General features: G+C 72.1%; 20 protein-coding genes and 2 tRNA genes. 17 read left to right on the top strand and 5 right to left on the bottom strand.

Translation table 11 applies throughout. The features are described 5' to 3' along the window. The first annotated feature begins 45 nt into the window (after nucleotides 1–45). The 4 genes from IEX47_RS15740 (at nucleotide 46) to IEX47_RS15725 (ending at nucleotide 5,283) form a co-directional block, all read left to right on the top strand. Entirely contained in the window at nucleotides 46–1,164 is a 1,119-nt protein-coding gene (locus tag IEX47_RS15740) for an oxygenase MpaB family protein (protein ID WP_188784972.1), read from the top strand. Continuing rightward, nucleotides 1,164–2,894, top strand: a complete 1,731-nt coding sequence (locus IEX47_RS15735; protein WP_188784971.1) for an aldehyde dehydrogenase family protein — start codon at nucleotides 1,164–1,166, stop codon at nucleotides 2,892–2,894. Before IEX47_RS15740 ends, IEX47_RS15735 begins: the two co-directional genes overlap by 1 nt. A 40-nt stretch (nucleotides 2,895–2,934) precedes the next feature. Then, complete coding sequence (locus IEX47_RS15730) at nucleotides 2,935–3,630, top strand: TetR/AcrR family transcriptional regulator (RefSeq protein WP_188784970.1); 696 nt, start codon at nucleotides 2,935–2,937, stop codon at nucleotides 3,628–3,630. Nucleotides 3,631–3,732: 102 nt separating this feature from the next. Further along, complete coding sequence (locus tag IEX47_RS15725; RefSeq protein WP_188784969.1) at nucleotides 3,733–5,283, top strand: long-chain-fatty-acid--CoA ligase; 1,551 nt, start codon at nucleotides 3,733–3,735, stop codon at nucleotides 5,281–5,283. A 72-nt stretch (nucleotides 5,284–5,355) separates the two neighbouring features. Here the strand turns inward: IEX47_RS15725 and IEX47_RS15720 are convergent, their stop codons facing one another. Beyond that, a complete protein-coding gene (locus tag IEX47_RS15720; protein WP_188784968.1) occupies nucleotides 5,356–6,249 on the bottom strand; it encodes an alpha/beta fold hydrolase in 894 nt (297 codons plus the stop codon). A 107-nt stretch (nucleotides 6,250–6,356) separates the two neighbouring features. Between IEX47_RS15720 and purS the strand changes: the two genes are divergently transcribed. The 3 genes from purS to IEX47_RS15705 are packed head-to-tail and all read left to right on the top strand — an operon-like array spanning nucleotide 6,357 to nucleotide 7,716. Then, complete coding sequence (gene purS / locus IEX47_RS15715) at nucleotides 6,357–6,605, top strand: phosphoribosylformylglycinamidine synthase subunit PurS (RefSeq protein WP_188784967.1); 249 nt, start codon at nucleotides 6,357–6,359, stop codon at nucleotides 6,603–6,605. Then, entirely contained in the window at nucleotides 6,602–7,270 is a 669-nt protein-coding gene (gene purQ, locus IEX47_RS15710; protein ID WP_188784966.1) for a phosphoribosylformylglycinamidine synthase subunit PurQ, read from the top strand. The genes purS and purQ overlap by 4 nt, the downstream gene beginning before the upstream one ends. Continuing rightward, the gene (locus IEX47_RS15705; RefSeq protein ID WP_188784965.1) at nucleotides 7,270–7,716 is read left to right on the top strand and encodes a DUF3817 domain-containing protein; all 447 of its coding nucleotides are present in this window, start codon (nucleotides 7,270–7,272) and stop codon (nucleotides 7,714–7,716) included. Before purQ ends, IEX47_RS15705 begins: the two co-directional genes overlap by 1 nt. Before the next feature lie 57 nt (nucleotides 7,717–7,773). Here IEX47_RS15705 and IEX47_RS15700 read toward each other — a convergent pair whose 3' ends face one another. Then, the gene (locus IEX47_RS15700; RefSeq protein ID WP_188784964.1) at nucleotides 7,774–9,171 is read right to left on the bottom strand and encodes a glycoside hydrolase domain-containing protein; all 1,398 of its coding nucleotides are present in this window, start codon (nucleotides 9,169–9,171) and stop codon (nucleotides 7,774–7,776) included. 235 nt (nucleotides 9,172–9,406) lie between these two features. On the opposite strand from IEX47_RS15700, the gene purL reads away from it, so the two are divergent. From purL to IEX47_RS15655, 9 genes are all read left to right on the top strand, one after another. Further along, the gene (gene purL / locus IEX47_RS15695) at nucleotides 9,407–11,668 is read left to right on the top strand and encodes a phosphoribosylformylglycinamidine synthase subunit PurL (RefSeq protein ID WP_188784963.1); all 2,262 of its coding nucleotides are present in this window, start codon (nucleotides 9,407–9,409) and stop codon (nucleotides 11,666–11,668) included. Between the two features lie 97 nt (nucleotides 11,669–11,765). Further along, on the top strand, nucleotides 11,766–12,188 hold the full coding sequence (gene arfB / locus IEX47_RS15690) for an alternative ribosome rescue aminoacyl-tRNA hydrolase ArfB (RefSeq protein ID WP_188784962.1): 423 nt from the start codon (nucleotides 11,766–11,768) through the stop codon (nucleotides 12,186–12,188). 21 nt (nucleotides 12,189–12,209) lie between these two features. Continuing rightward, on the top strand, nucleotides 12,210–13,520 hold the full coding sequence (locus IEX47_RS15685; protein WP_229662926.1) for an MFS transporter: 1,311 nt from the start codon (nucleotides 12,210–12,212) through the stop codon (nucleotides 13,518–13,520). 75 nt (nucleotides 13,521–13,595) lie between these two features. Then, nucleotides 13,596–13,955 (top strand): sterol carrier family protein, encoded by a 360-nt coding sequence (locus IEX47_RS15680; RefSeq protein WP_188784961.1) that lies wholly within the window; start codon nucleotides 13,596–13,598, stop codon nucleotides 13,953–13,955. A gap of 102 nt (nucleotides 13,956–14,057) precedes the next feature. Beyond that, complete coding sequence (locus IEX47_RS15675; protein ID WP_188784960.1) at nucleotides 14,058–15,401, top strand: dipeptidase; 1,344 nt, start codon at nucleotides 14,058–14,060, stop codon at nucleotides 15,399–15,401. A gap of 59 nt (nucleotides 15,402–15,460) precedes the next feature. Further along, nucleotides 15,461–17,035 carry an amidophosphoribosyltransferase gene (gene purF / locus IEX47_RS15670; protein WP_188784959.1) on the top strand — a complete coding sequence of 525 codons (1,575 nt, stop codon included), beginning with the start codon at nucleotides 15,461–15,463 and terminating at the stop codon, nucleotides 17,033–17,035. A gap of 27 nt (nucleotides 17,036–17,062) precedes the next feature. Beyond that, on the top strand, nucleotides 17,063–18,124 hold the full coding sequence (gene purM / locus IEX47_RS15665; RefSeq protein ID WP_188784958.1) for a phosphoribosylformylglycinamidine cyclo-ligase: 1,062 nt from the start codon (nucleotides 17,063–17,065) through the stop codon (nucleotides 18,122–18,124). A gap of 159 nt (nucleotides 18,125–18,283) precedes the next feature. Continuing rightward, a complete protein-coding gene (locus IEX47_RS15660; RefSeq protein ID WP_188784957.1) occupies nucleotides 18,284–18,475 on the top strand; it encodes a DUF3073 domain-containing protein in 192 nt (63 codons plus the stop codon). Between the two features lie 218 nt (nucleotides 18,476–18,693). After that, a complete protein-coding gene (locus tag IEX47_RS15655; protein WP_188784956.1) occupies nucleotides 18,694–18,891 on the top strand; it encodes a BldC family transcriptional regulator in 198 nt (65 codons plus the stop codon). 3 nt (nucleotides 18,892–18,894) lie between these two features. On the opposite strand, the gene IEX47_RS15650 is transcribed toward IEX47_RS15655, so the two are convergent. The 3 genes from IEX47_RS15650 to IEX47_RS15640 form a co-directional block, all read right to left on the bottom strand. After that, nucleotides 18,895–20,196: a glycoside hydrolase family protein gene (locus tag IEX47_RS15650; protein ID WP_188784955.1), complete on the bottom strand. Its 1,302-nt coding sequence runs from the start codon at nucleotides 20,194–20,196 to the stop codon at nucleotides 18,895–18,897. Nucleotides 20,197–20,228: 32 nt separating this feature from the next. After that, entirely contained in the window at nucleotides 20,229–23,096 is a 2,868-nt protein-coding gene (locus IEX47_RS15645) for an SCO7613 C-terminal domain-containing membrane protein (protein ID WP_188784954.1), read from the bottom strand. A gap of 94 nt (nucleotides 23,097–23,190) precedes the next feature. Then, nucleotides 23,191–23,264: transfer RNA gene (locus tag IEX47_RS15640), tRNA-Phe, on the bottom strand. Nucleotides 23,265–23,377: 113 nt separating this feature from the next. On the opposite strand from IEX47_RS15640, the gene IEX47_RS15635 reads away from it, so the two are divergent. Further along, a tRNA-Glu gene (locus IEX47_RS15635) sits at nucleotides 23,378–23,450 on the top strand. Nucleotides 23,451–23,552: the final 102 nt, after the last annotated feature.

Raw genomic sequence — 23,552 nt, 5'->3', positions numbered from 1 at the left:
GCGTCATGCACCGCATACAGCACCGCTCGAGGCGAGGAGACACAGATGACCGAGGCGTACGCCGGCAACACGGTCGAGGCGCGTGATGCGATCACGCCGATGCGCGACAACGGGTTCTTCGCGGCGGACTCCGTCGCGCGGCGGGTGTGGATCTACCCGACGTCGTTCCTGATCGGCTTCGCCCGCGCGGTCACCATCGAGCACCTCGACCCGCATCTCGCCGCCGCGGTCGTGGCGTCGGGCCAGGTCAAGCAGCGCACCCCGCTCCGCTTCGACCGCACCATGCAGTACTTCGCGACCGTCCTGTACGGCGACGCGCAGTCGGTCCTGAAGTCCTCCGACATCCTGATGAAGGTGCACAAGCGGGCCATCGGCACCGACCCGGTGACCGGCCAGGACTTCTCGGCCAACAACCCCGACTCCCAGCTCTGGATCCACCTCACCGCGTGGCACTCCATCCTGATCACCTACGAGATGTTCGGCCCGGGCAAGCTGTCGCCGGAGGACGAGGCCGAGTACTGGCGCGAGTGCACCGTCGCCGCGGCGTTCCAGACGATCGACACCGAGAACATGCCGCGCACGCGTGCCGAGGTCGTGCAGTACTTCGAGGACTTCCGCCCGAAGATGGTCGCCTCCGAGCCGGCGCTCGACATGTTCGAGTTTCTCGTCAACCAGTACCGCTCGTCGCTGCCGCACTCGATCCCGCTGCCCATCCGTAACGTGGTCAACGCCTTCACCAGCCGTGCCGTCCTCGCCACGATGCCCCAGTGGATGCGCGAGATGGGGGGCACGCCGCAGTCGCCGGTCGTCGACGTCGCGATCCGCGCCGTCATGAAGCCCGCTCTTGCCGCACTGCACCACGGTGGCCCGATCAAGATCGCCGCGGTCAAGTTCATGACGCCGCGCACCTTCCCGATCGTGGCGCCGTACGTCATGGGCGTCGCGCCGCTGGAGGAGACCGTGTGGGACGTCGCCGACGCGCGCACGGCCTTCGGCTTCCCGCGGACCCCGCGCGAGATCTACGCCGAGCAGCTCGCCGAGCGCAGGGCTGGCAAGATCAAGGGTTACGAGAAGAACCACAAGGACGAGATCATCGCCTTCGACACCGCCGGCGAGACCGGCGGCACCATCCGTAACCGCGTGCAGAAGGACAAGGTCTCCTGATGAGCCTGGACACCAACTACGACATGACTCCCGCGACCACGGAGGAGCTCGACGCAGCCGTCGCCGCGCTCGCCACGGGAGCAGCGACCTGGGCCGAGCTCGACCTGGGCGCGCGCGCCGACCTCCTGCGCCGCACGCAGAAGACGATCGCGGCCAACGCCGGCACGTGGGCGGGTGCCGCCACCGCCGCGAAGCAGGTGCCGTCGGGTGCCTACGAGGGCGAGGAGTGGATGTCCGGCCCCGCCGCCACCGCTCCGATGTTCGGCGAGTACGCCACGTCGCTCGACAAGCTGGCGGCCGGCAAGTCGCCCCTCGACGGCCTCAAGATCTCGACGACCGTGACCGGTCAGACCAAGATCCGGGTGCTGCCCGAGGACCTCAAGGACATGCTCCTCTTCAACGGCTTCGTTGCCGAGGTCTGGCTGCAGCCCGGCGTCACCGCCGAGCAGGCGAAGGCCGAGGCAGGTCTCGGTGCCCGCCTCGCTGGCGAGGCCCCGGAGAAGACCCACGGCGTCGGCCTCGTGCTCGGCGCGGGCAACATCTCCGCGATCGCGCCGCTCGACGCGGCCTACGAACTGGTCGCCTTCAACCGCGCCTCGATCATCAAGCTGAACCCGACCTTCCAGCACCTCAAGCCGGTGTACGACGCCGCCCTGGCGCCGCTCATCGAGGCCGACCTGGTCCGCGTCGTCAACGGTGGCGCCGAGGTCGGCGGCTACCTGACGTCGCACCCGGGCATCAACCACGTGCACATCACCGGCTCGGCGCGTACCCACGACGCGATCGTGTGGGGCGTCGGCAAGGACGCGGAGAAGAACCGCAAGGCGGGCACCCCGAAGCTGACCAAGGAGATCACCTCCGAGCTCGGGGGCGTCTCGCCCATCATCGTGGTCCCCGGAAAGTGGGCGAAGTCCGACCTCGTCTACCAGGCCGAGCACGTCGTCACGCAGCGCTTGCACAACGCCGGTCACAACTGCATCGGCGGCCAGGCGCTGCTGATCTCGTCCGACTGGGACCAGAAGGACGCGTTCCTCGACGCCATCCGCACGGTCCTCGGCGAGATCGCGCCGCGCGCACCGTGGTATCCCAACGCGGAGGCGTCGATCGACCGCGCCAGGGCGACGTACGGCGACGCCGCCGAGCAGGTCGGCTCCTGCACGCTCGTGACGCTGGGCGACGACAGTCCGACCGAGCTCTACGACGGTGAGTACTTCGCCGCTGTCCTCGGCATCACGGAGCTGCCCGGCCTGGGCGAGGAGTTCCTCACGAACGCGGTCGCGTTCGCCAACGACCGGCTCGACGGCACGCTGGGCGGATCGCTGATCGTGCACCCGCGCGACATCAAGAAGATGGGTGCCCGCTTCGACGAGCTCATCGCCGACCTCCGCTACGGAGCGGTGGGCATCAACGTGTGGAGCGGCATCGCCTTCCTCCTCGGTGGTGCGACCTGGGGTGCCTACCCGGGCCACACGCTCGAGCAGGTCGGCTCGGGCATCGGCGTCGTCCACAACACCCACCTGATCGCGCGCTCGGAGAAGACCGTGGTCAGCGGCCCGTTCCACCCGTTCCCGGTCTCGTACCTCAAGGGCGAGTTCACGATGGCGCCCACGATGCCTTGGTTCGTCACCGCCAAGACCGCGGCGAAGTCCGGCAAGGCGCTCGCGGCGTACGGCGGCAAGCGGAGCTGGGGCAACCTGCTGAGGATCTTCCCGCCGGCCCTTCGCGGCTGACCGGCCACACGGAGGGGGCGCGCGTGGCAGACTTCCGCGCGTGCCCCCTGCCGTCCCCTCCCGCATCCGCGACGGCCGCAACACGCGCTGGGACGAGCACCGCGAGCAGCGGCGCCGCCTGATCCTCGACGCGGCGATCGCGGTCGTCTCCGAGGCGCCTCCCGGCGCGGAGCTCCGGCTCCACGACGTCGCCGAGCGGGTCGGCCTCGTGCGCACCGTCGTCCAGCGTCACTTCGGCGGGCGGCTGCAGCTCACCCGCGCGGTGCAGGCCGACGTGCTCGAGCAGGCGTTCGCGCTGATCACCCGGCCGGTCGACCTCACCCAGACGCTGTACGCCGTGGCGCACTCGCTCGTCGGCGAGACCGTCCACTGGGTCGTCGGCAACCCGAGCCTGCACGCCCTGGTCGAGCGCGAGCTGGGCGATGGGGAGCAGAGCGAGCTCAACCGGGCCACCACGCGGTACGCCGGCTTCCTCGAGCAGATCGTCGCCGGGGTGGCCGTGGGTCGCGGGATGACCCTTGACGCCAGCCAGGCGGCGTCCACGCACCTGCTCTTCGTCGGCATCGCCGGCCATGTCCGCGCGGCGGTGGCGTACTGGGCCTCGGAGGAGGCGCACACGCTCGATGCCGACGCGCTCGAGCGGCTGCTGACTGACACGATCGTCGGCATGGTGATCCGCCACGCGGCGACCCTGGGGCTCGAGCTCGACCCCGACGCGCCCCTGCTCGGCTCCTGACTCCCGAGCGCCCTGCGGTCGTCGCGGCGTACGACGTCGCCGCCGTGGAATTTGTGCGGATGCACATCCCCACCACGGCAGGTGTCGCCTAGGTTTGGGCGCATGCTGAACCTCTCCTTCCTCCTCGAGGACTCCGCCCGCAACTACCCGGATCGCGACGCCCTCGTCCTGGGGCCCACGCGCCTGACCTACGCGCAGGTCAACGGCGCCGCCAACCAGGTGGCCAACCTGCTGGTCGAGCGCGGCATCCAGCCGGGCGACAAGGTGGCGCTGAGCTGCCCGAACCTGCCGTACTTCCCGATCGTCTACTACGGCATCCTCAAGGCCGGCGGCGTCGTCGTCCCGCTCAACGTCCTGCTCAAGGACCGCGAGATCGCCTTCCACCTGGAAGAGGCCGACGTCAAGGCGTACTTCTGCTTCCAGGGCACCCCTGACCTGCCGATGGGCGAGGAGGGGTTCAAGGCCGCGCAGGCCGTCGACGGGGTGGAGAGCTTCTTCCTCATCACCGCCGACCCCGCGGCGCCCAGCCCGATCGAGGGTGCCGAGACGATGGGCTCGGCCCTGGCCGGCAAGAGCCCGGTCTTCGACTCGGTCGTGCGCGAGGCCTCCGACACCGCGGTCATCCTCTTCACCTCCGGCACGACCGGCAAGCCGAAGGGCGCGGAGCTCAGCCACGCCAACACGACCATGAACGTCGTGACGAGCAACCGGCTCTTCAACAGCCGTCCGGCGGCGGACTCCCACATCCTCTGCCTGCCGCTCTTCCACACCTTCGGCGCGACCGTGCAGATGCACGCGGGCTTCTCGATGGCCGCCACGCTGTACCTCGTGCCGCGCTTCGACGCCGCGCAGGTCGTGCAGCTGATGGAGACCGAGGAGATCACCTTCTTCGCCGGCGTGCCGACGATGTGGTGGGGGCTGCTCCAGGCGCTCACCGACGAGGTCGACGTCGACCGCATCGCCAAGAACCTCCGGATGGGTGTCTCCGGCGGCGCGGCGCTGCCCGTCGAGATCATCAAGGAGACCAAGGAGCGCCTGCACGTGCAGATCCTCGAGGGCTACGGCCTCTCGGAGACCTCGCCGGTGGCGACCTTCGGCGACCCGAGCAAGCCCAACAAGCCGGGCTCGATCGGCACCCCGATCTGGGGCATCGAGGTCAAGCTGATCAACGACGACTGGTCCGAGGTGACCGAGGTCGGCGCCGTCGGTGAGATCGCGATCAAGGGCCACAACATCATGAAGCGCTACTACGGCCGCCCCGAGGCGACGGCCGAGGCGATCAAGGACGGCTGGTTCCGCTCCGGCGACCTCGCCCGCAAGGACGAGGACGGCTACTACTTCATCGTCGACCGCTCCAAGGACATGATCATCCGCGGCGGCTTCAACGTGTACCCCCGCGAGATCGAGGAGGTCCTGCTCTCGCACCCGGCGATCTCGCTGGCCGCCGTGATCGGCGTCCCGCACGACAGCCACGGCGAGGAGGTCAAGGCGTTCGTCATCCTCAAGCCCGGCGCCAGCGCCACGCCCGAGGAGCTCGTTGCCTGGGGCAAGGAGCAGATGGCGGCGTACAAGTACCCCCGCGTCGTCGAGATCGTGGAGTCCCTCCCGATGACCGCCACCGGCAAGATCCTCAAGCGCGAGCTCCCGCGCTGACCCGATCAGCCCGCGCTACGCCCGGCCGGCCCGGTCCCACCTCGGTGGGGCCGGGCCGCTGCCGTCCCGGCCTCAGAAGAGGGCGACGTCGGCCTTGCCGGTCATCTCGTCGATGAACCGGGCGACGTGGCCGGCGACGAGCGCGGGGGAGTGCTCGACGACCCAGTGGTTGCCCGGGATCTCCAGCGTGGCCAGCGACTCGCACCACGGGGCGGGCGCGGTGCGCTGCATCTCGGAGTCGACGTGGAGGTCGTCGGTCGGCGCCAGGACCTGCACCGGCACCGTCGTACGCCGGGGGCGCGGGCGCGCGAGCCGGGGGAGGAAGTTCGCGCGGTACAGGGCCAGGCCGGCCTCGGCGTCGGAGCGGCTGCGGTCACGGACGACCGCGTCCTTCGGCAGCCCGTGGCGTGCCGAGTGGCGCACGAACCGGTCGAGCACGCCGAGGCGGATCACCGCCTCGGGCACGGCGGGCAGCTGGAAGAGCGCGACGTAGTAGGAGTCGAGCAGCTGGCGCGCGATGGCCCGCGGGCGCTCGCGGAGGCCGCGCAGCCACACACCGACCATGTCCAGGTCAGGCCCGGAGATCGAGCTGTAGGAGAGCAGGCGGCTGCTCCACGCGGGGTCGGTCACCAGGCCCCACGTCTGGATCGAGCCCCAGTCGTGGGCCAGCAGATGAACGGGCTCGTCGCCGGCGACGTGGTCGATGACGGCTCCGAGGTCGGCCGCCAGCCGGTCGATGCGGTAGGACCGCCGCCCCGACGGAGTGGACGAGGAGCCGGCGCCGCGCACGTCGTACGTCACGACGCGGAAGCGCTCGGTGAGCTCGGCGACCACGCCGTCCCAGACGTGGTGGTCGTCGGGGTAGCCGTGCACGGCGACGATGGTCGGCCCCGGTCCCGGGTGGTCCTGGACAGCGAGGGTCACACCGTCGGGCGTCGTGACGGTGAGGTTCCGGGCGACAGTCATGGCGAGCATCCTGCCAAGCGCGGCCGCGTGCTGGGCGCGGTGCCCGGCCCATGGCTGGGCGCCCGTAGACTGAGCGCCGAAGATCCGCACTTCTCTAGGAGCTCATCGTGGCCCGTGTCGTCGTCGACGTCATGCTCAAGCCGGAAATCCTCGACCCGCAGGGCAAGGCCGTCCACGGCGCGCTGCCCCGCCTCGGCTTCTCCGGCGTGACCGACGTCCGCCAGGGCAAGCGGTTCGAGCTCGAGGTCGAGTCGGCCGACGAGGCCACGCTCGCCGAGATCGAGAAGATGGCCGAGACGCTCCTCGCCAACACCGTGATCGAGGACTTCGTGGTCCGCGTGGAGGAGCAGGCGTGAAGATCGGCGTCGTCACCTTCCCGGGCACGCTCGACGACGTCGACGCGCAGCGCGCCGTCACGATCGGTGGCAACGAGGCCGTCGCGCTCTGGCACGGCGACCACGACCTGAAGGGCGTCGACGCGGTCGTCCTCCCGGGCGGCTTCTCCTTCGGTGACTACCTTCGCTGCGGCGCCATCTCGCGCTTCTCGCCGGTCATGACCGAGGTCATCGAGGCGGCCCACAAGGGCATGCCCGTCCTCGGCATCTGCAACGGCTTCCAGATCCTCACCGAGTCGCACCTGCTGCCCGGCGCGCTGATCCGCAACGACCACCGCAAGTTCGTCTGCCGCGACCAGAAGCTCCGCATCGAGAACAACGCGACCGCCTGGACCTCGGCGTACGAGAAGGACCAGGAGATCACCGTCGTCCTCAAGAACGGCGAGGGCTCCTTCGTCGCCGACGAGGCCACCCTCGACATGCTCGAGGGCGAGGGCCGCGTCGTCGCGCGCTACCTCGACGTCAACCCGAACGGCTCGCTGCGCGACATCGCCGGCATCACCAACGAGCGCGGCAACGTGGTCGGCCTCATGCCGCACCCCGAGCACGCCGTCGAGGAGCTGTGCGGCCCGGGCACCGAGGGCCTCGGCTTCTTCACCTCGCTCGCCGCGTCCGTCTTCGCGTGATGACCCCGCTGCGCCTCTTCAAGGCCCTGGCCGTCACCGAGGCGGTCACCTGGGCCGCGCTGCTGACCGGCATGCTGCTGAAGTACGGCTTCAAGACGACTGAGCTCGGCGTCCAGATCGCGGGCCCGATCCACGGGGTCGCCTTCATCGCCTTCTGCCTCGTCACGATCGTGATCGGCATCGACCAGGGGTGGAGCAAGCGCCGCGTCCTGCTCGGGCTGGCGTCGTCCATCCCGCCGTTCTTCACCATCCTCTTCGAGCGGTACGCCGAGTCCCGCGGCCTGCTCGGCACCTCGTGGCAGTCGCGGGCCGACAGCCCGGGCCGTGGCCAGCGTGCCGTCTGCTGGCTGCTGCACAACCGCCTGCGCGCCCTCGCGGCGTTCGCGGGTGCGGTGGTCGCGCTGACCGCCGTCGCCCTCATCGCCGGCCCGCCCGTCGGCGGCTGACCCGCCCGAAGCGGCGCGGGCGGTGAGCTCGCGCCGCCTCAGCGGCCCAGGTGGACCTCAGCGGCCGCGGTAGAGCAGCGTCCAGGTCGACGGCGTGACCACGCCGTTCGCCTTCAGGTCGCGTGACGACTGGTAGGTCCGGACCGCCGCGTCGGTGGCCTGGTCGAAGACACCGGTGAGCGGCACGGGGATGCCGCGTGCGATGAGCGCGCGCTGGAGCCGCCAGACGGAGGCGCCGCTGGAGCCGCGCTTCTCCCAGCCCGAGCCGCCGCGGGGCAGGAGCCCCTTCCAGTGGCCGGCACGCCACGACGTGGCGGGCTGGAAGCCCTCACGGGTGAGCCAGGTGTTGATGCCGGCGGAGAGCCCGCGACCGAAGTAGGGGTTGGAGACCTGCATGCCGGTGATGCCCTGCTCGCTCAGCAGGCACTTGAGCGTGGTGACCTGGGTCCGCTTCATGCCCGGCGACAGCGCGATGTAGGACGTGAAGTCGACCGGGATGCCGCCGCAGTGCGTCTCCTTGCGGGCCCGCGATCCGCCACCGACCTCGAGCCAGTTGCGGTCGATGTTGATGGTCACGCCGCCCCAGGTCTCGTCGTGGCCGCCCTGGTACTGCTTCAGCCGGCTGCCGCCGGTCCAGCCGTCGCTGCGGAGGTAGCGCGACTCGGTGGTCGTGGTCGCCTGGCCGTCCCAGCGGGCGATCCAGATCGTGTCGGGGAGCGTGAAGACGCCGGGGTGGTTCACGCGGGCGTCGTCGACCATCTTGATGCCGGAGCTGGCGCTCGAGTAGAAGCCGGCCTTGTAGCCGAGCTCGTGGAGCCGGATGTCCCAGGCGTGCACGAAGCGGAGCGCCGACTCGCGGCAGTTGGTGTTGCTGAGGTCGAAGCCCTCGAGGTCGTAGAAGAGCGTGCTGCCGGGGACGATGCCGAGGTCCTTGGCCGCGGCGACCGCGCGCCCGGCCTCGAGCGTGCCCTGGGCCTTCGCCTTGGACCACCAGTTGGTCGGGTCCGGGTTGATCGTCGGGTCGTCGCCGTACCGGGGGAAGCGGGGCTGGCAGCTGGCCTGCGGGCCGAGCGTGATCGGCAGCAGGCGCCAGCCGCGGGCCAGCTGGGTCGAGACCCAGGCCGGCGTGAGGTTGGGCTGGCTGCGGCACGCACGCGAGTTGCCGCTGATGTAGATGCCGACGGAGAGGAACGGCGAGCTCGCCAGCCAGGCGTCCATCTTCGCCTGCGTCGGCGCCAGGCACTGGTCGAAGCCGTAGCCGGTGAAGGAGCCGGGCGTGACCGGGTTGCTGCCGGCGGCCAGCTCGGCGCGCGCGTCGTCGCCGGTCACGGCGAGGCCACCCGCGCCGAGGCCGAGGACGGCGGCGAGAGCGACGAGCGTCGTGGTCAGACGGGTGCGGAGCTGGGCGGACGACGAGGTCCGCTGGCCGCTCCGGTTCCGGGTGAGGGCGCGCATGGTGAGTCTCCGAAAGTGAGGTGAGGGACCACGTTAACCACACGAGTAACACCAGCAACAGAGGCAACAGCGAACTACAAATATGTAGTTTTCGCAGGTCAGAAGGGGTGACGAGCGGTCGTGCGGAGGTCGGCGCGCTGCGCCCGTGGCAGTGCGGAGGGGCGTCCCGGCGCCGCGCCGCACGCGGGGCGGACCGTGGCTCGGGGCGGTCCCGCGCGCCCGTAGAATCTGGCGCGTGACTGAGAGCCGCACTTCCGCCCTGGACACCGTCGCTGTCGCCAGCACCGACCCCGAGCGGGAGCAGCCGTGGGCTGAGCTCGGCCTCAAGGAGGACGAGTACGCCCGGATCCGCGAGATCCTCGGCCGCCGCCCCACGGGCGCCGAGCTGGCGATGTATTCCGTCATGTGGTCGGAGCACTGCTCCTACAAGTCCTCCAAGGTCCACCTCAAGCAGTTCGGCGAGCTCGCGCAGGAGACCCCGCGCGGCCCGATGCTCGCCGGCATCGGCGAGAACGCCGGGGTCCTCGACATCGGCCAGGGCTACGCCGTCAGCTTCAAGGTGGAGTCCCACAACCACCCGTCGTACGTCGAGCCGTACCAGGGTGCCGCGACCGGCATCGGCGGCATCGTCCGCGACATCATCGCGATGGGCGCGCGCCCGGTCGCGGTCATGGACCCGCTCCGCTTCGGCCCGCTCGACGCCCCCGACACCCACCGCGTGCTCCCCGGCATCGTCGCCGGCGTCGGTGGCTATGGCAACTGCCTCGGCCTGCCCAACATCGGCGGCGAGGCGGTCTTCGACGCGACGTACTACGGCAACCCGCTCGTCAACGCGCTCGCTGTCGGCGTCCTGCGGCACGAGGACCTCCACCTCGCCAACGCCTCCGGCACCGGCAACCTCGTCGTCCTGTACGGCGCGCGCACCGGTGGCGACGGCATCGGCGGCGTCTCCGTGCTCGCCTCCGAGACGTTCGACGCCGACGGCCCGGCCAAGCGCCCCGCCGTCCAGGTCGGCGACCCGTTCATGGAGAAGCTCCTCATCGAGTGCACCCTCGAGCTGTACGGCGCCCACGTCGTCGCCGGCATCCAGGACCTCGGCGGCGCGGGCCTCTCGTGTGCCACCTCCGAGCTCGCCTCCGCGGGTGACGGCGGCATGCACGTCGAGCTCGACAAGGTGCCGCTGCGCGACTCCACGCTCTCGCCCGAGGAGATCCTCATGAGCGAGTCGCAGGAGCGGATGATGGCGGTCGTCGAGCCCGCCAACATCGACGCCTTCCTCGCGATCTGCCGCAAGTGGGACGTCGAGGCCGCGGTCATCGGCGAGGTCACCGACACCGGCCGCCTGGTCATCGACTGGCACGGCCAGACCGTCGTCGACGTCCCGCCGGGCACGGTCGCCCACGAGGGCCCGGTCTACAACCGCCCCTTCGCCCGCCCCGACTGGCAGGACGCCCTGCAGGCCGACGGCGCGGAGAAGCTCCCGCGCCCGTCCACCGGCGCCGAGCTGCGCTCGACGGTCGTCCAGCTCGCCGCGAGCCCGAACCTCTGCGACAAGTCCTGGATCACCGACCAGTACGACCGCTACGTCCGCGGCAACACGGTCCTCTCGCAGCCGTCCGACTCCGGCATGATCCGCATCGACGAGGAGACCAACCTCGGCGTCTCGATCTCGACCGACTGCAACGGCCGCTTCGCCAAGCTCGACCCGTACGCCGGCGCCCAGCTCGCGCTCGTCGAGTCCTACCGCAACGTCGCCACCGGTGGCGCCGAGCCGCTCGCCGTCTCCGACTGCCTCAACTTCGGCTCGCCCGAGGACCCGGCCGTCATGTGGCAGTTCGCCCAGGCCTGCACCGGCCTCAAGGACGCCTGCAAGGAGCTCGGCACCCCCGTCACCGGCGGCAACGTCTCGCTCTACAACCAGACCGGCGAGACCGCGATCCTGCCGACCCCGGTCGTCGCCGTCCTCGGTGTGATCGACGACGTCACCAAGCGCACGCCGTCGGCGTTCGAGGCCGCGGGCCAGGCGGTCTACCTGCTCGGCGAGACCCGGGAGGAGCTCTCCGGCTCCGAGTGGGCGCACGTCGTCCACGGCCACCTCGGCGGCCTCCCGCCGAAGGTCGACTTCGCTGCGGAGAAGGCGCTCGCCCTCCTGCTCCGTGAGGGCGTCGGCCTGCTGGCCACGGCCCACGACCTCGCCGACGGTGGTCTCGCGCAGACCCTCGTCGAGTCGTCGATCAAGAACGGCGTCGGTGTGACCGTCTCCCTCGAGGGCGACCCGTTCCTGGCGCTCTTCGCCGAGTCGACCGCCCGCGTCCTCGTCGCGGTCCCGGCCGACCGCACGGGCGAGCTCGAGGCGCTGGCTGCGAAGCACGGCGTCCCGGCTGCTGCGCTCGGCACGACCGGCGGCGACGCGATCGTGGTCGAGGGCCAGTTCGAGCTGCCGATCGCCGAGGTCCGCGAGGCCTGGAGCGCCACGCTCCCGGCCGCCATGGCCTGATCCACCCCCGTCGTACGTCGAAACCCGGGTCCTGGTGCGCCGAGACCCGGGTTTCTGCGCGTCGAGGCGCGGTCCCGGGTCCGCCTAGGCTGGTCGCATGCCTGACCTGATCGTGACGAGCCGCTGGGTGGTCCCCGAGGGGGACCTCTCCGAGCGGTTCTCGCGCTCGTCCGGACCGGGTGGACAGGGCGTCAACACCACCGACAGTCGCGTCGAGCTCTCGTACGACGTGGCCCGCGCCGGGTCCGTGCCCGACCAGCTCCGCGACCGGGTGCTCGACCGGCTCCGCGGGCGGCTCGTCGACGGCGTCCTCACGATCGCGGCGAGCGAGTACCGCGCGCAGCTCGCCAACCGCAAGGCGGCCCGCGAGCGCATGGCCCAACTGCTCCGCGAGGCGGCCGCACCACCGGCCCCGAAGCGCCGGCCGACGAAGCCGACCCGCGGCTCGAAGGAGCGCCGGCTCGCCTCGAAGAGGCAACGAAGTGATATCAAGCGTGGCCGGCAGGGTCATTTCGACTGACCCGGCGGCCATGATGCTCGGGTGACGAACGAGGCGCCCGAGGACCTTCCCGACGGCACCCCCGGCGCCTCGGTGCTGCCCGGGCCCCCGGCCGCCACCCTGCGCGGCCACCGCGACTTCAACCGGCTCTGGGCGGGTGAGTCGCTCTCGGTCTTCTGCAAGGAGATCGGCCAGCTCGCGCTGCCGGTCGTGGCGGTCGCGCTGCTCGACGCCACGACGTTCCAGGTGGGCGTGCTCAACGCGGCGTCCACCGCGGCGTTCCTGCTCGTCGGGCTTCCGGCCGGCGCCTGGGTGGACCGCTGGCTCAAGCGGCGCACGATGATCGCCGCCGACCTGGTCCGGGTCGCGGTGGCGCTCGTCGTCCCGGTCCTGTGGTTCGCCGGTGCCCTCGCGATGTGGCACCTGTACGCCGTGGCCCTGGTCATCGGCGCCGCCTCGGTCTTCTTCGACGTCTCGTACCAGTCCTATCTGCCGTTCCTCGTGCGCCCGGACCAGGTCGGAGCCGCGAACTCCCGCCTGGAGGGCACCGCGCAGATCGCGCGCATCGGCGGCCCGGCACTCGGCGGCCTCCTGCTGAAGGTGATCAGCGCGCCGGTGCTGATGCTCTCCGACGCGGTGGGCTACCTCGCCTCGGCGATCGCGCTGCTACGCGTCCGGGACACGGAGGTGCCGACCGCGCGTGCCGACCACGACCCGCTGGTCACCGCGGTCGCGGAGGGTCTCCGCTTCGTGCTGCACCACGAGCTGCTGCGGCCGATCACGCTCTGCACGTCGCTGAGCAACATCGGGTCGACGCTGGTCAACACGCTGATGCCGATCCTGCTGCTGCGCACGCTCGGCTTCGAGCCCTGGGTGCTCGGACTCGTCTTCAGCGTCGGTTCGGTCGGCGGGATCCTCGGCGCGCTCACGGCCGCGCGCTTCGCCCGCGTCATCGGCGAGGGCACCGTCATCCCGGTCTCCGCAGTCGTGTTCGGCATCCCGTGCGTGCTGCTGCCGCTGACGGTGCATGCGCCGAACCATGCGATCGCCGTCGCGATGCTCCTCGTGGCGGAGTTCCTGACGTCGTGGAGCGTGCTGACCTACAACGTCACGCAGGTGAGCATGCGGCAGCGGGTCTGCCCGCCCCGCCTCCTCGGGCGCATGAACGCCTCCATCCGGTTCCTGGTCTGGGGCGTCATGCCGCTCGCCGCGCTCGGCTCGGGACTCCTCGCCGGCCAGATCGGCGTGGTGCCGACGCTCTGGGTCGGCACGGCGATCGGTGTCCTGGCCTCGCTTCCGGTCGTGTTCTCACCCCTGCGCGGGATGCGGACCCTGCCTGACGCCCCTGCCTGACGCCCCTGCCTGACGCCCTGCCTGACGACACCCCTGCCTCACGCCACTGCCTGGCCGATCGGGGACGATGGAGCCATGCCTCCCCGCCAGCGCCCCGTCGACCCTGCCGCCCTCGCGGCGGCCTGGCAGGCATGGCGCGACGGCACCGCGCAGCGCGCCGAGCTCAAGCTCCTGGTCAAGGACACGCTCGGCCTGCTCGAGCGGCGCGCTCCCGGCTACTCCGTCGAGGTCCGCGTCCCGCCGTACGGCGCGGTGCAGGCGGTCGAGGGTGGTCGCCACACCCGCGGCACCCCGCGGGCCGTCGTGGAGACCGACGCCGCGACCTGGCTGGCCCTCGCCGCCGGCGAGCTGGGCTGGCACGAAGCGCTGGCCTCCGGCGCCCTGCGGGCCAGCGGCGAGCGCACCGACCTGACGGCGTACCTCCCGCTGGTGTAGCGCCCGGTCCGCCCGCCTCCGGCCCGGTCGTACCCGGAACGTAGCCAGGTCGTGACCGCGGCGGCCCCGTTCCGCTGCGGATCCGTCGCTAACCTCGGGGCCATGAGCGTCGACGCCGCCCGCCAGAAGATCCAGCAGCTCATGCCGCAGCTCCGCGGCGACCTCGAGGACCTGGTCCGGATCCAGAGCGTGAGCGCCGACCCGGCCCGCGCGGGCGAGGTGGAGCGCAGTGCGGAGGCGACCCGCGACCTCTTCGCCGCCGAGGGCTTCGACGCGCGGATCGTCCGCGCGCACGACGGCTCGGCGCCCGCTGTCATCGGCGAGAAGAAGGGCCCCGAGGGCGCCCCGACGGTGCTGCTCTATGCGCACCACGACGTCCAGCCCGAGAACGACCACGCCGAGTGGGACTCCGCCCCCTGGGAGCCGACCGAGCGCGACGGCCGGCTCTACGCCCGTGGCGCGGCCGACGACAAGGCCGGCATCGCCGCCCACCTGGCCGCGATCCGGGCCCACGGCGACGCCCTGCCCGTGACCGTCCGCCTCTTCATCGAGGGCGAGGAGGAGGTCGGCTCCGAGACGCTGCCCGCCCTCCTCGCAGCGCACAAGGACGACCTCGAGGCCGACGTCATCGTCATCGCCGACTCCGCCAACTGGGACATCGGCGTCCCCGCGCTGACCACGAGCCTGCGTGGCCTGGTCCGTGCCGACGTCGAGGTCCGGACCCTCGACCACGCCGTCCACTCCGGCATGTGGGGCGGCGTCGTCCCCGACGCGCTGATCGCGCTGAGCCGGCTGATCAGCACGCTCCACGACGACGCCGGCAACGTTGCGATCGAGGGCCTGCACAGCGGGCCCGCCGCCGACATCGACTATCCCGAGGACCGGCTGCGCGCCGAGTCCGGCATCGCCGACGGCGTCGCGTTCATCGGCGACGGCAGCGCGGTCGCCCGCCTCTGGACGAAGCCGAGCCTCAGCATCATCGGCCTCGACGCCCCAAAGGTCGACGGTGCCTCCAACACCCTCGTTCCCGCCGCGCGCGCCAAGATCAGCCTCCGCGTCGCTCCCGGCGACAGCGCCGGCAACGCCCTCGAGGCGCTCACCCGCCACCTGACGTCGCACGCCCCGTGGGGCGCCCAGGTGACCGTCACTCCGGTCGACACCGGCGAGGCGACGCGCATCGACGCCACCGGTCCGGCGTACGACGCGGCGCGCGAGGCGTTCGCCGAGGCCTGGGACGGCACCGCGCCCGTCGACATGGGCGTCGGCGGCTCGATCCCCTTCATCGCGGAGTTCCTCGACGCGTTTCCGCAGGCCAGCGTGTTGGTGACCGGTGTCGAGGACCCTGACACGCGTGCCCACGGCGCCAACGAGGGGCTCCACCTGGCGGAGTTCGAGAGGGTCTGCGTCGCCGAGACGCTGCTCCTGGAGAAGCTCGCCGGCGCCTGACCGACCCCGAAAACGTCCACGGTTCGGCGCGTCGCTGGTCAGCGCCTAGAATTCCCGTCGTGCCCTACAACCCCGCGCGCAAGGGTGGCGACGGCCGGCTGACCGCCGCCCTCGACCCCCAGGATCAAGGTCCCCAGGACCAATGCGGCGTCTTCGGCGTCTGGGCCCCGGGTGAGGACGTCGCCAAGCTGACCTACTACGGCATCTACGCGCTGCAGCACCGCGGCCAGGAGTCGGCCGGCATCGCGGTCTCCAACGGCAAGCAGATCCTCGTCTACAAGGACATGGGCCTCGTCTCCCAGGTCTTCGACGACGCCACGCTCGAGGCGCTCAAGGGCCACGTCGCGATCGGCCACGCGCGCTACTCCACCACCGGTGCGAGCACGTGGCACAACGCGCAGCCGACGTTCCACCCGACGGCCAACGGGTCGATCGCGCTGGCGCACAACGGCAACCTGACCAACACCGCCGACCTCGCCGGCAAGCTCGACGAGATCGCCGAGCTCGAGGGCAGCGTCCCCTCCGACTTGCGCGGCCCGAGCGGCGCGACCAACGACACCTCCGTCCTGACCGCCCTGCTCGCGCTCCACCGCGACCAGAGCGTCGAGGAGAAGGCGGCCGAGCTGCTCCCGCAGGTCCACGGCGCCTACTGCCTCGTCTGGATGGACGAGAACACCCTGTACGCCGCGCGTGACCCGCAGGGCATCCGTCCTCTCGTCCTCGGCCGCCTCGAGCGGGGCTGGGTCGTCGCGTCCGAGACGGCGGCGCTCGACATCGTGGGTGCGTCGTACGTCCGTGAGGTCGAGCCCGGCGAGATGGTCATCATCGACGCCGACGGCCTCCGCACCCGCCGCTTCGCGGAGGCGAAGCCGAAGGGCTGCCTCTTCGAGTTCGTCTACCTCGCGCGCCCCGACACGATCATCTCCGACAAGCGGGTCCACAGCGTCCGCGTCGAGATCGGCCGCAAGCTGGCCCGTGCGTTCCCCGCCGACGCCGACCTGGTCATCCCGGTGCCGGAGTCGGGCACGCCGTCCGCCATCGGCTACGCCGAGGAGTCCGGCATCCCCTACGGCGTGGGCCTGGTCAAGAACTCCTACGTCGGCCGCACGTTCATCCAGCCGAGCCAGACGATCCGCCAGCTCGGCATCCGGCTGAAGCTCAACCCGCTGCGCGACGTCATCGAGGGCAAGCGCCTCGTCGTCGTCGACGACTCGATCGTGCGCGGCAACACCCAGCGCGCGCTGGTCCGCATGCTGCGTGAGGCGGGGGCCAAGGAGGTCCACGTCCGGATCTCCAGCCCGCCGGTCAAGTGGCCCTGCTTCTACGGCATCGACTTCGCCACCCGCGCCGAGCTGATCGCCAACGGCCTCTCGGCCGACGAGATCGCCACCTCGATCGGCGCCGACTCGCTGGGCTACGTCTCGCTCGACGACCTCGTCGACGCGACGACCCTGCCGATGGACTCCTTCTGCCGCGCCTGCTTCGACGGCGAGTACCCCGTGCCGCTGGCCGAGGTCCGCGGCAAGGACGTGCTCGAGGTCCAGCAGGACCCCTGCTGCGTCGTCGACCCGCTCGACGGCGTCGCGACCACCGCTGCTTCCGGCGGCGCCTCCGACGCGCTCTCGCGCCCCTGACCCGCCGCTCCACAGCAAGGACTGACGATGACTGAGACCACCCCGAACGCCTACGCCGAGGCCGGCGTCGACATCGTGGCCGCCGACCTCGCGGTCGAGCTGATGAAGGAGTCGGTGGCCAAGTCGCGTCGCCCCGAGGTCATGGGTGGCCTGGGCGGCTTCGCCGGGCTCTTCGACGCCTCCGCGCTCAAGAAGTACGAGCGCCCGCTGCTCGCGACCTCCACCGACGGCGTCGGCACCAAGGTCGACATCGCGCGGAAGATGGACAAGCACGACACCATCGGCTTCGACCTCGTCGGCATGGTCGTCGACGACCTCGTCGTCTGTGGCGCCGAGCCGCTCTTCATGACCGACTACATCGCCACCGGCAAGGTCGTCCCCGAGCGCATCGCCGCGATCGTCAAGGGCATCGCCGAGGCGTGCACCGAGGCCGGCTGTGCGCTGGTCGGCGGCGAGACCGCGGAGCACCCCGGCCTCCTGGCCCCTGACGAGTACGACGTGGCCGGCGCGACGACCGGTGTCGTCGACGCCCACCGCCTGCTCGGCGCCGAGAAGGTCGAGGCCGGTGACGTCGTCATCGCGATGAAGGCCTCGGGCCTCCACTCCAACGGCTACTCGCTGGCCCGCCACGTCTTCTTCACCAAGCTCGGTTGGGCGCTCGACCGCCAGGTCGACGAGCTCGGCTCGACGCTCGGCGAGGAGCTGCTGATCCCCACCAAGATCTACGCGAAGGCCTGCCTCGCGCTCGCCGACGCGACCGGCACCCACGCGATGGCCCACATCACCGGTGGCGGCCTGGCCAACAACCTGGCGCGCGTCATGCCGAAGCACCTCTCCGCGACGCTCGACCGCGCCAGCTGGACGCCGCAGCCGGTCTTCGACCTGGTCCGCACGGCCGGTGGCGTCGACCAGGCGAGCCTCGAGGCGACGCTCAACTGCGGCGTCGGCATGGTCTCGCTGACTCCCGCTGCCGACGTCGACACCGCGATCGCCACGCTCGCCGCCCACGGCGTCGAGGCGTGGGTCGCCGGCGAGGTCCAGGTCGGTGACGGCACCGTCGCGCTGACGGGGCAGCACCCCGGCTGGTGACCCGTGCGGGCCGGCGTGGCGACCGCCACGTCTCGCGGCCCGTCGCCGGTTTCCGGTAACGACCACGGACCCGGTAGCGTTGGGGCCACGACACAACGAACCCAGACCGGGTGTGCTGGCTGAGCCAGCCCCGGCAGACGCGCGAGGGGGTCGGCTCCTATGGGACGCGGCCGAGCCAAGGCAAAGCAGACGAAGGTCGCCCGCGACCTGAAGTACCGGACTCACGAGACCGACTTCGGGGCGCTGGCCAACGAGCTGCATTCACAGACTGGCTCCTACACGAGCCAGCCCGACCCCGCGCCGGAGGACGAGTTCGGCGATTGGTCGGAGTACTCCGACTCGCGCGACTGACGCCCGCGGGGCGTCGTACGGGCGCATACCCCGGCTGTCCTGTGGCATGCGCAGATGCTGGGTGACCTCGGTCACCCGGGCCGTTCGGAATGGCAACGGGCGCGACCCATGTGGCAGTCTGGACGCGTCGCGGGGGCCGGCTGCTCGAGGGCAGTCGGTGCGACAACGGTGGGACTCGGGTCCCGCTGACGTGAACCAACTCGGGAAGGGTGCACCCCATGACGACGACTTCTGTCGACGATGATCCGCTGCTGACTCCGGCGGAGGTGGCCGCGCTCTTCCGCGTCGACCCCAAGACCGTGACGCGTTGGGCGCAAGCCGGGAAGATCGGCTCGATCCGCACGCTGGGTGGCCACCGCCGGTTCCGTCAGTCCGAGGTGCGCGCACTGCTCGACGCAGCGACCGACGAGGACTGAGCCCTACCGGTCGCTCCGCAGCACCAGGACGTCCCCGTGCGTCCCGTAGCCCGGGAGCGGACCGCCGTACTCCGTTCCGTCGAAGGTGAGCATCGCCCACACTGACGGCACGGCGTGCAGACGGACCACGCTCGGCCACGGGATGTTCGTGCCGTACGCCGCGTCCAGCGCGCCGACCTCGTTCAGCTCCAGGTCGAACGCCGGGTAGCGCTGCCGCAGCCCCCGCGGGTTCTCCGGGCCGTCGCTCGCGAGCAGCCGCCACCCCGCATCCGTCTCGACGATGACCCCGCCCTCGGTGGCGGAGCGGTCCTCGACCACGCCGACCAGCTCCCACGGGCCGGTCGGCGTCGCCGCGCGCCCGAGGGCCGGCCGGAAGTCGAAGAACTTCCGCGCTGCGACCCACGAGAGGTGCCATGTCCCGTCGATGCGGACCAGGTGCGGGTCCCACACGCCCACGTGGCGACCGGGCGGTCGTGGCAGGTCGAGCTCCTCGCCCTCGAGGACGTGCTCGCCGGACAGCAGGTCGTCAGCCGTCGTCGTGTGGGTGATCGCGACGCGAGTCCGGTCGAAGTCGCCCCACGTGCTCGCGAGCACGTGCCACTGCTCGCCGTCACGGACGAGGTGCACCGCATGGTCCCCCTGCACCAGCCCGTCGCGGCGCCACCACAGCAGCGCCTCGGGGCGGAGGTCGTCGGTGCCCGCGTCCCACGACCACACGCCGGTCTGCGCGGTGTCGCCGAAGCCGGGCCCGGCCTGCGTCACCGTGACGTGGTGCCGCCCGTCGCGGACGTACGGCGACCCGTCGGCGTACGTCACGAGGTGGAGGTCGCGCAGGCCGACCTGGCCGAAGGTGCCCGAGCGCGACGTCAGCGCGCCCTGCGGCTCGAGCACCTCGAGATCGGCGAGGAAGGCCGGGTCGCGGACCTCGACGAAGTCGGTCACGTGCACCTTGCCGCGGGCGGTCCAGGGCGCATCGGGGGCGTCGCGCGTCCACGCGGTGAGCCAGCGGCCCGTGAGGGTGAGGGCGAGGCCCGCGGCTGGCGCGCCGAGGCCGCCGTGGCGCCGGCTGCGGATGCGGCGGCTCCGGCGGGGCAGGTGCACGTCGAGGTGGACGCGCCGGCGGCGTACGTCGTGGGTGACGGTCAGCAGTGTCGTGCCGGAGCGGATCTCCAGGACCGTCTGGGGCGCCGCCGGGTCGACCTCCGCCTCGACCGCGACGAACGGTGCGCGGAAGCCGGTGCGGCGCTCGTGCTGGACCAGCTGCACCGGGCGGAACCGGTGCACGAGGGCCAGCGGCGGGATCATGCCCGCGACCCTAGCGACCGCCGGCGACGTCCTCAGCGGAGTCCGCGGACGTAGCCGGCGGCGGTGCGGACATTGGCGAGCCGCTGCTCCCAGGTGAGGCCGAGGAAGGTGAGGAGCACGCCGGCGGCCGCGATCAGGGCCCACTGCGGGATCGCCTGGGCGATCGTCATCTGCCGCAGCACCAGGAGGGCCAGCGTGGCGCCGCCGGCGAGCAGGGGAGCCGCCCAGCGCCGGCCGATGCCGAGGGCGATGAGGAGCACGCAGCCGATGCCGAGCAGCGCAGCCCGGAGGGCGAGGGGCTCCGCGAGCGCCTGCAGCAGGCTCGGCACGAGCGCGAGGCCCAGGCCGGCGCCCTGCGTCTGCAGGCTGGAGCGGTCGCCGCGGAGCAGCGCGACGGTGCCGACGACGAGGAGGACCGCCGCGAGCGGCAGCGTGTACGCCTCGACGGTGCCGACGCCGAGCTGCTGCAGCCGGAGCCAGGTGGCGAGGGTCAGGAGCGCCAGGCCCGCCCACGCGGCCATGCGGCGCGTGGGGTGGAGCAGCGACGCGGCGGTCAGCGCGACGCCTCCGAGCGTGAGGTAGACCGCCGTCCAGCCCTGCGGCTCCGCAAGCGGGGCGAGGGCAGCCACGGCGGCCCAGGTCGCGACGAGGGCGGCCGGCGTCTCGCGCACGGGGTCGGGGCGCCAGACGGCCAGCGCGCCGAGTGCCACCACGACCGGCACGCCCTGCCAGGCCGCGTGCAGTCCGGCGAGGCCGGCGACGGTCCAGAGCAGCGCGCCGAGCGCGACGGGTGTGGCCGCGCGCGCGGTGAGCGCGGCGGGCTCGACCTTGCGGAGCTCGTGGAGGACCGTCACGCCCACCGCCACGGCGAGCACGATCGTGGCGGTGCGTGCGTCCGGCCAGGCAGCAAGGCCCCCAGCGGCCAGGAGGACGAGGCCGACGAGGCCCGCACCCGGGCGGTGGCGCACGCCGAGGTACGTCGCGACGAGCGCGAGCCCGGTCAGCTCGGCCGCGACGAGCCGCAGGTCGGGTTGGCCGAAGCCTGTGGAGACCGCCATCGCCAGCAGGGCGATCACCAGGCCGGACACCTCGTGGGCGACCGCGGGCCGCAGGACGGCGAGCACGGCAAGCATGGCGAGGACGGGCACGGCACGCCAGCTGCCGTCGACCTCGAGCACCGACGCGACGGACCAGACAGTGGCCGCGACGCTCGCAGGAAGCAGCCACGGCGAGCTCGTGCGGGCCCAGCGCGGTGCCGCCGGCGTGCCAGCGGCGGCGAGCACGGCGGTCAGCAGGATGAGGACGGTGACGGTGAGGCCGTCGTCGGCGAGTGCGGACGCGAAGGCCAGCGCGACGAGCGGCACGGCGACCAGCCCGCTGACGGGCGCGGAGCGCCTGAGCGCCCAGGCGAGCAGGCCCGCCGCGACGAGCAGGAGCACGGCGACGACGGTCCAGCGCGGGGCGCCCACGATGACGGGGCAGAAGGCGCAGCTGGCGAGGACGCACGCGACCGCCGGTGTGACCAGCGCACGTCCGGAGGTGGCGGACACCAGGCGCACGAGGGTCACCACCGCGACGGCGGTTGCCGCTGCCGTGAGCGGCATCAGCAGCGCCCACACGGCGTCCATCCGGTCGGGAGCGATCATCTCGGTCGCCGTCGCGTCCCACAGCCCGTGCGTGAGCAGGGGCGACGTGGACACGGAGCCGAGCGCGGCCGCGGCGGCCGCGAGCGCCGTCGTACAGCCGGCCAGGGCGAGGGGCGCGGTGCTGACCTGGCGCCACGGGCGGGGGAGCAGCCAGCCGGCTGCGGCGTGCGCGGCGACGACGGCGACCAGGACGAGGACAACGAGCACGACGCCCTCGTCGAGGCCCGGCACCGCGACCAGCAGGGTCAGGAGGAACGTGCTGACAGCAGCGCCCGCGGCCCGCGCGTCGACCGGCAGGCGCCTGACGGTGGCGGGCGCGGCGGCCAGGAGGGCCGCGACCAGCAGCGGCCAGATGCGGACGTGGTCGGCGAGCTCGGCCCACGACGGGTGGCTGACGCTGCGGACCGCGCCGATGCCCGCGAGCCCGACCCACGCCATCGCGGTGAGCGCGACCGCGGTCCACGTCGGCAGGCCGAGCCGGAGACGCCGGCCGGCCAGGGCGAGGACCGCGGTCACGGCCAGGCAGGTCAGCATCCAGGCAGCGTCGGAGAACGTCACCGTCCCCTGCAGACCGGCCAGGGCCGCGACGATGCCGCCCGAGGCGGCGACCTCCGCGCTGAGGAGCCGCGGCTCCGTCGTACGCCGGGTGGCCAGCGTCGCTGCCGCCCCCACGAGCGTCACGACGCTGCCGGCGAGCAGCGCGAAACCGCTGGCGCCCAGGTCTCCGAACCAGCCCGAGCTCCTCGCGCCCGCGAGGTCGAGCAGGAGGAGGCCGAGGGCCACCGTGGTCATGGACTCTGCGCCCGCCCGCAGCCCCGACCGGGCGCTCCAGGCGGCGAGGCCGCCGGCCACCACCGTGAAGCCGACCAGGACCGCCGTGCGGCCACCGACGCCGAGGGCGGCCCAAGCGACCACCAGGAAGACCAGCGCCGCCACGACCAGGCAGAGGGCGCCGAGGCCGAGGAGGACCTTCGGGACGGTCAGGCCCGACATGGCCGAACGTGCCGCCTCCCGTGCCGGCGGGGCTTCCGCCAGCGGGACTGCCGCCGGCGTGGCGGCAGCGACCTCGGTCGGGGCCACCGCCGGGCGCTCCACCAGGCGCGTGACGAGCCGGTCGACCTGCTGCAGCGCCACGAAGACGTCGTACGCCGCGGTGTCGTCGAGGCGGGCCCGGCAGCGTGTGCAGTCGGTGCTGCCGGGCTGCAGAGCCGTGCGGCAGCGCGGGCAGGCCGTCGGGTCGGCGTAGAGGAACATGGCTCGATCCTCCGCCACCGAGGCCTCGCCCGACTGCGTCCGGCTACTCAAATGGCGAAAGCCGCAGGTCCGGAGACCTGCGGCTTTCGTGGTGTGGCCAGGGGCGGGGTCGAACCGCCGACCTACCGATTTTCAGTCGGTCGCTCGTACCAACTGAGCTACCTGGCCGGGCCGTCGGAAACCATACAGCAGAGGTGCCGGAGGCGTGAAAACGACCATTTGGGGGTGCTCAGCGGCTGGCCCTATGCTGAGCGGGCTCCGGCGCCCAGGCGGCGGAGCGGGCCCCCTTCGTCTAGCGGCCCAGGACCCCGCCCTTTCACGGCGGTAGCGCCGGTTCGAATCCGGTAGGGGGTGCGGCTCAGCCGCTTGCCGGAGAGTGGAGTCCAGCAGAGTGGTGTACGACGTCCTGAGTGAGCGCGTGCCTCCAACGTAGGCGCGGCCACCGGGTGAATCCTT

The sequence above is a fragment of the Nocardioides phosphati genome (assembly GCF_014646375.1).
Classification (GTDB): Bacteria; Actinomycetota; Actinomycetes; order Propionibacteriales; family Nocardioidaceae; genus Nocardioides; species Nocardioides phosphati.
Note: the sequence above shows the minus strand (reverse complement) of the source record. Positions and strands in the feature narration are given on the sequence as shown.

Bases quoted from the DNA above. Each gene is read 5' to 3' on its own strand.
- IEX47_RS15680 (WP_188784961.1), top strand. From the start codon at position 13,596: ATGCCTCCCCGCCAGCGCCCCGTCGACCCTGCCGCCCTCGCGGCGGCC.
- arfB (WP_188784962.1), top strand. From the start codon at position 11,766: ATGCCTGACCTGATCGTGACGAGCCGCTGGGTGGTCCCCGAGGGGGAC.
- IEX47_RS15650 (WP_188784955.1), bottom strand. From the start codon at position 20,196: ATGATCCCGCCGCTGGCCCTCGTGCACCGGTTCCGCCCGGTGCAGCTG.
- IEX47_RS15735 (WP_188784971.1), top strand. From the start codon at position 1,164: ATGAGCCTGGACACCAACTACGACATGACTCCCGCGACCACGGAGGAG.
- IEX47_RS15740 (WP_188784972.1), top strand. From the start codon at position 46: ATGACCGAGGCGTACGCCGGCAACACGGTCGAGGCGCGTGATGCGATC.
- IEX47_RS15700 (WP_188784964.1), bottom strand. From the start codon at position 9,171: ATGCGCGCCCTCACCCGGAACCGGAGCGGCCAGCGGACCTCGTCGTCC.
- IEX47_RS15725 (WP_188784969.1), top strand. From the start codon at position 3,733: ATGCTGAACCTCTCCTTCCTCCTCGAGGACTCCGCCCGCAACTACCCG.
- IEX47_RS15720 (WP_188784968.1), bottom strand. From the start codon at position 6,249: ATGACTGTCGCCCGGAACCTCACCGTCACGACGCCCGACGGTGTGACC.
- IEX47_RS15705 (WP_188784965.1), top strand. From the start codon at position 7,270: ATGACCCCGCTGCGCCTCTTCAAGGCCCTGGCCGTCACCGAGGCGGTC.
- IEX47_RS15645 (WP_188784954.1), bottom strand. From the start codon at position 23,096: ATGTTCCTCTACGCCGACCCGACGGCCTGCCCGCGCTGCCGCACGGCT.
- IEX47_RS15660 (WP_188784957.1), top strand. From the start codon at position 18,284: ATGGGACGCGGCCGAGCCAAGGCAAAGCAGACGAAGGTCGCCCGCGAC.
- IEX47_RS15655 (WP_188784956.1), top strand. From the start codon at position 18,694: ATGACGACGACTTCTGTCGACGATGATCCGCTGCTGACTCCGGCGGAG.
- purM (WP_188784958.1), top strand. From the start codon at position 17,063: ATGACTGAGACCACCCCGAACGCCTACGCCGAGGCCGGCGTCGACATC.
- IEX47_RS15675 (WP_188784960.1), top strand. From the start codon at position 14,058: ATGAGCGTCGACGCCGCCCGCCAGAAGATCCAGCAGCTCATGCCGCAG.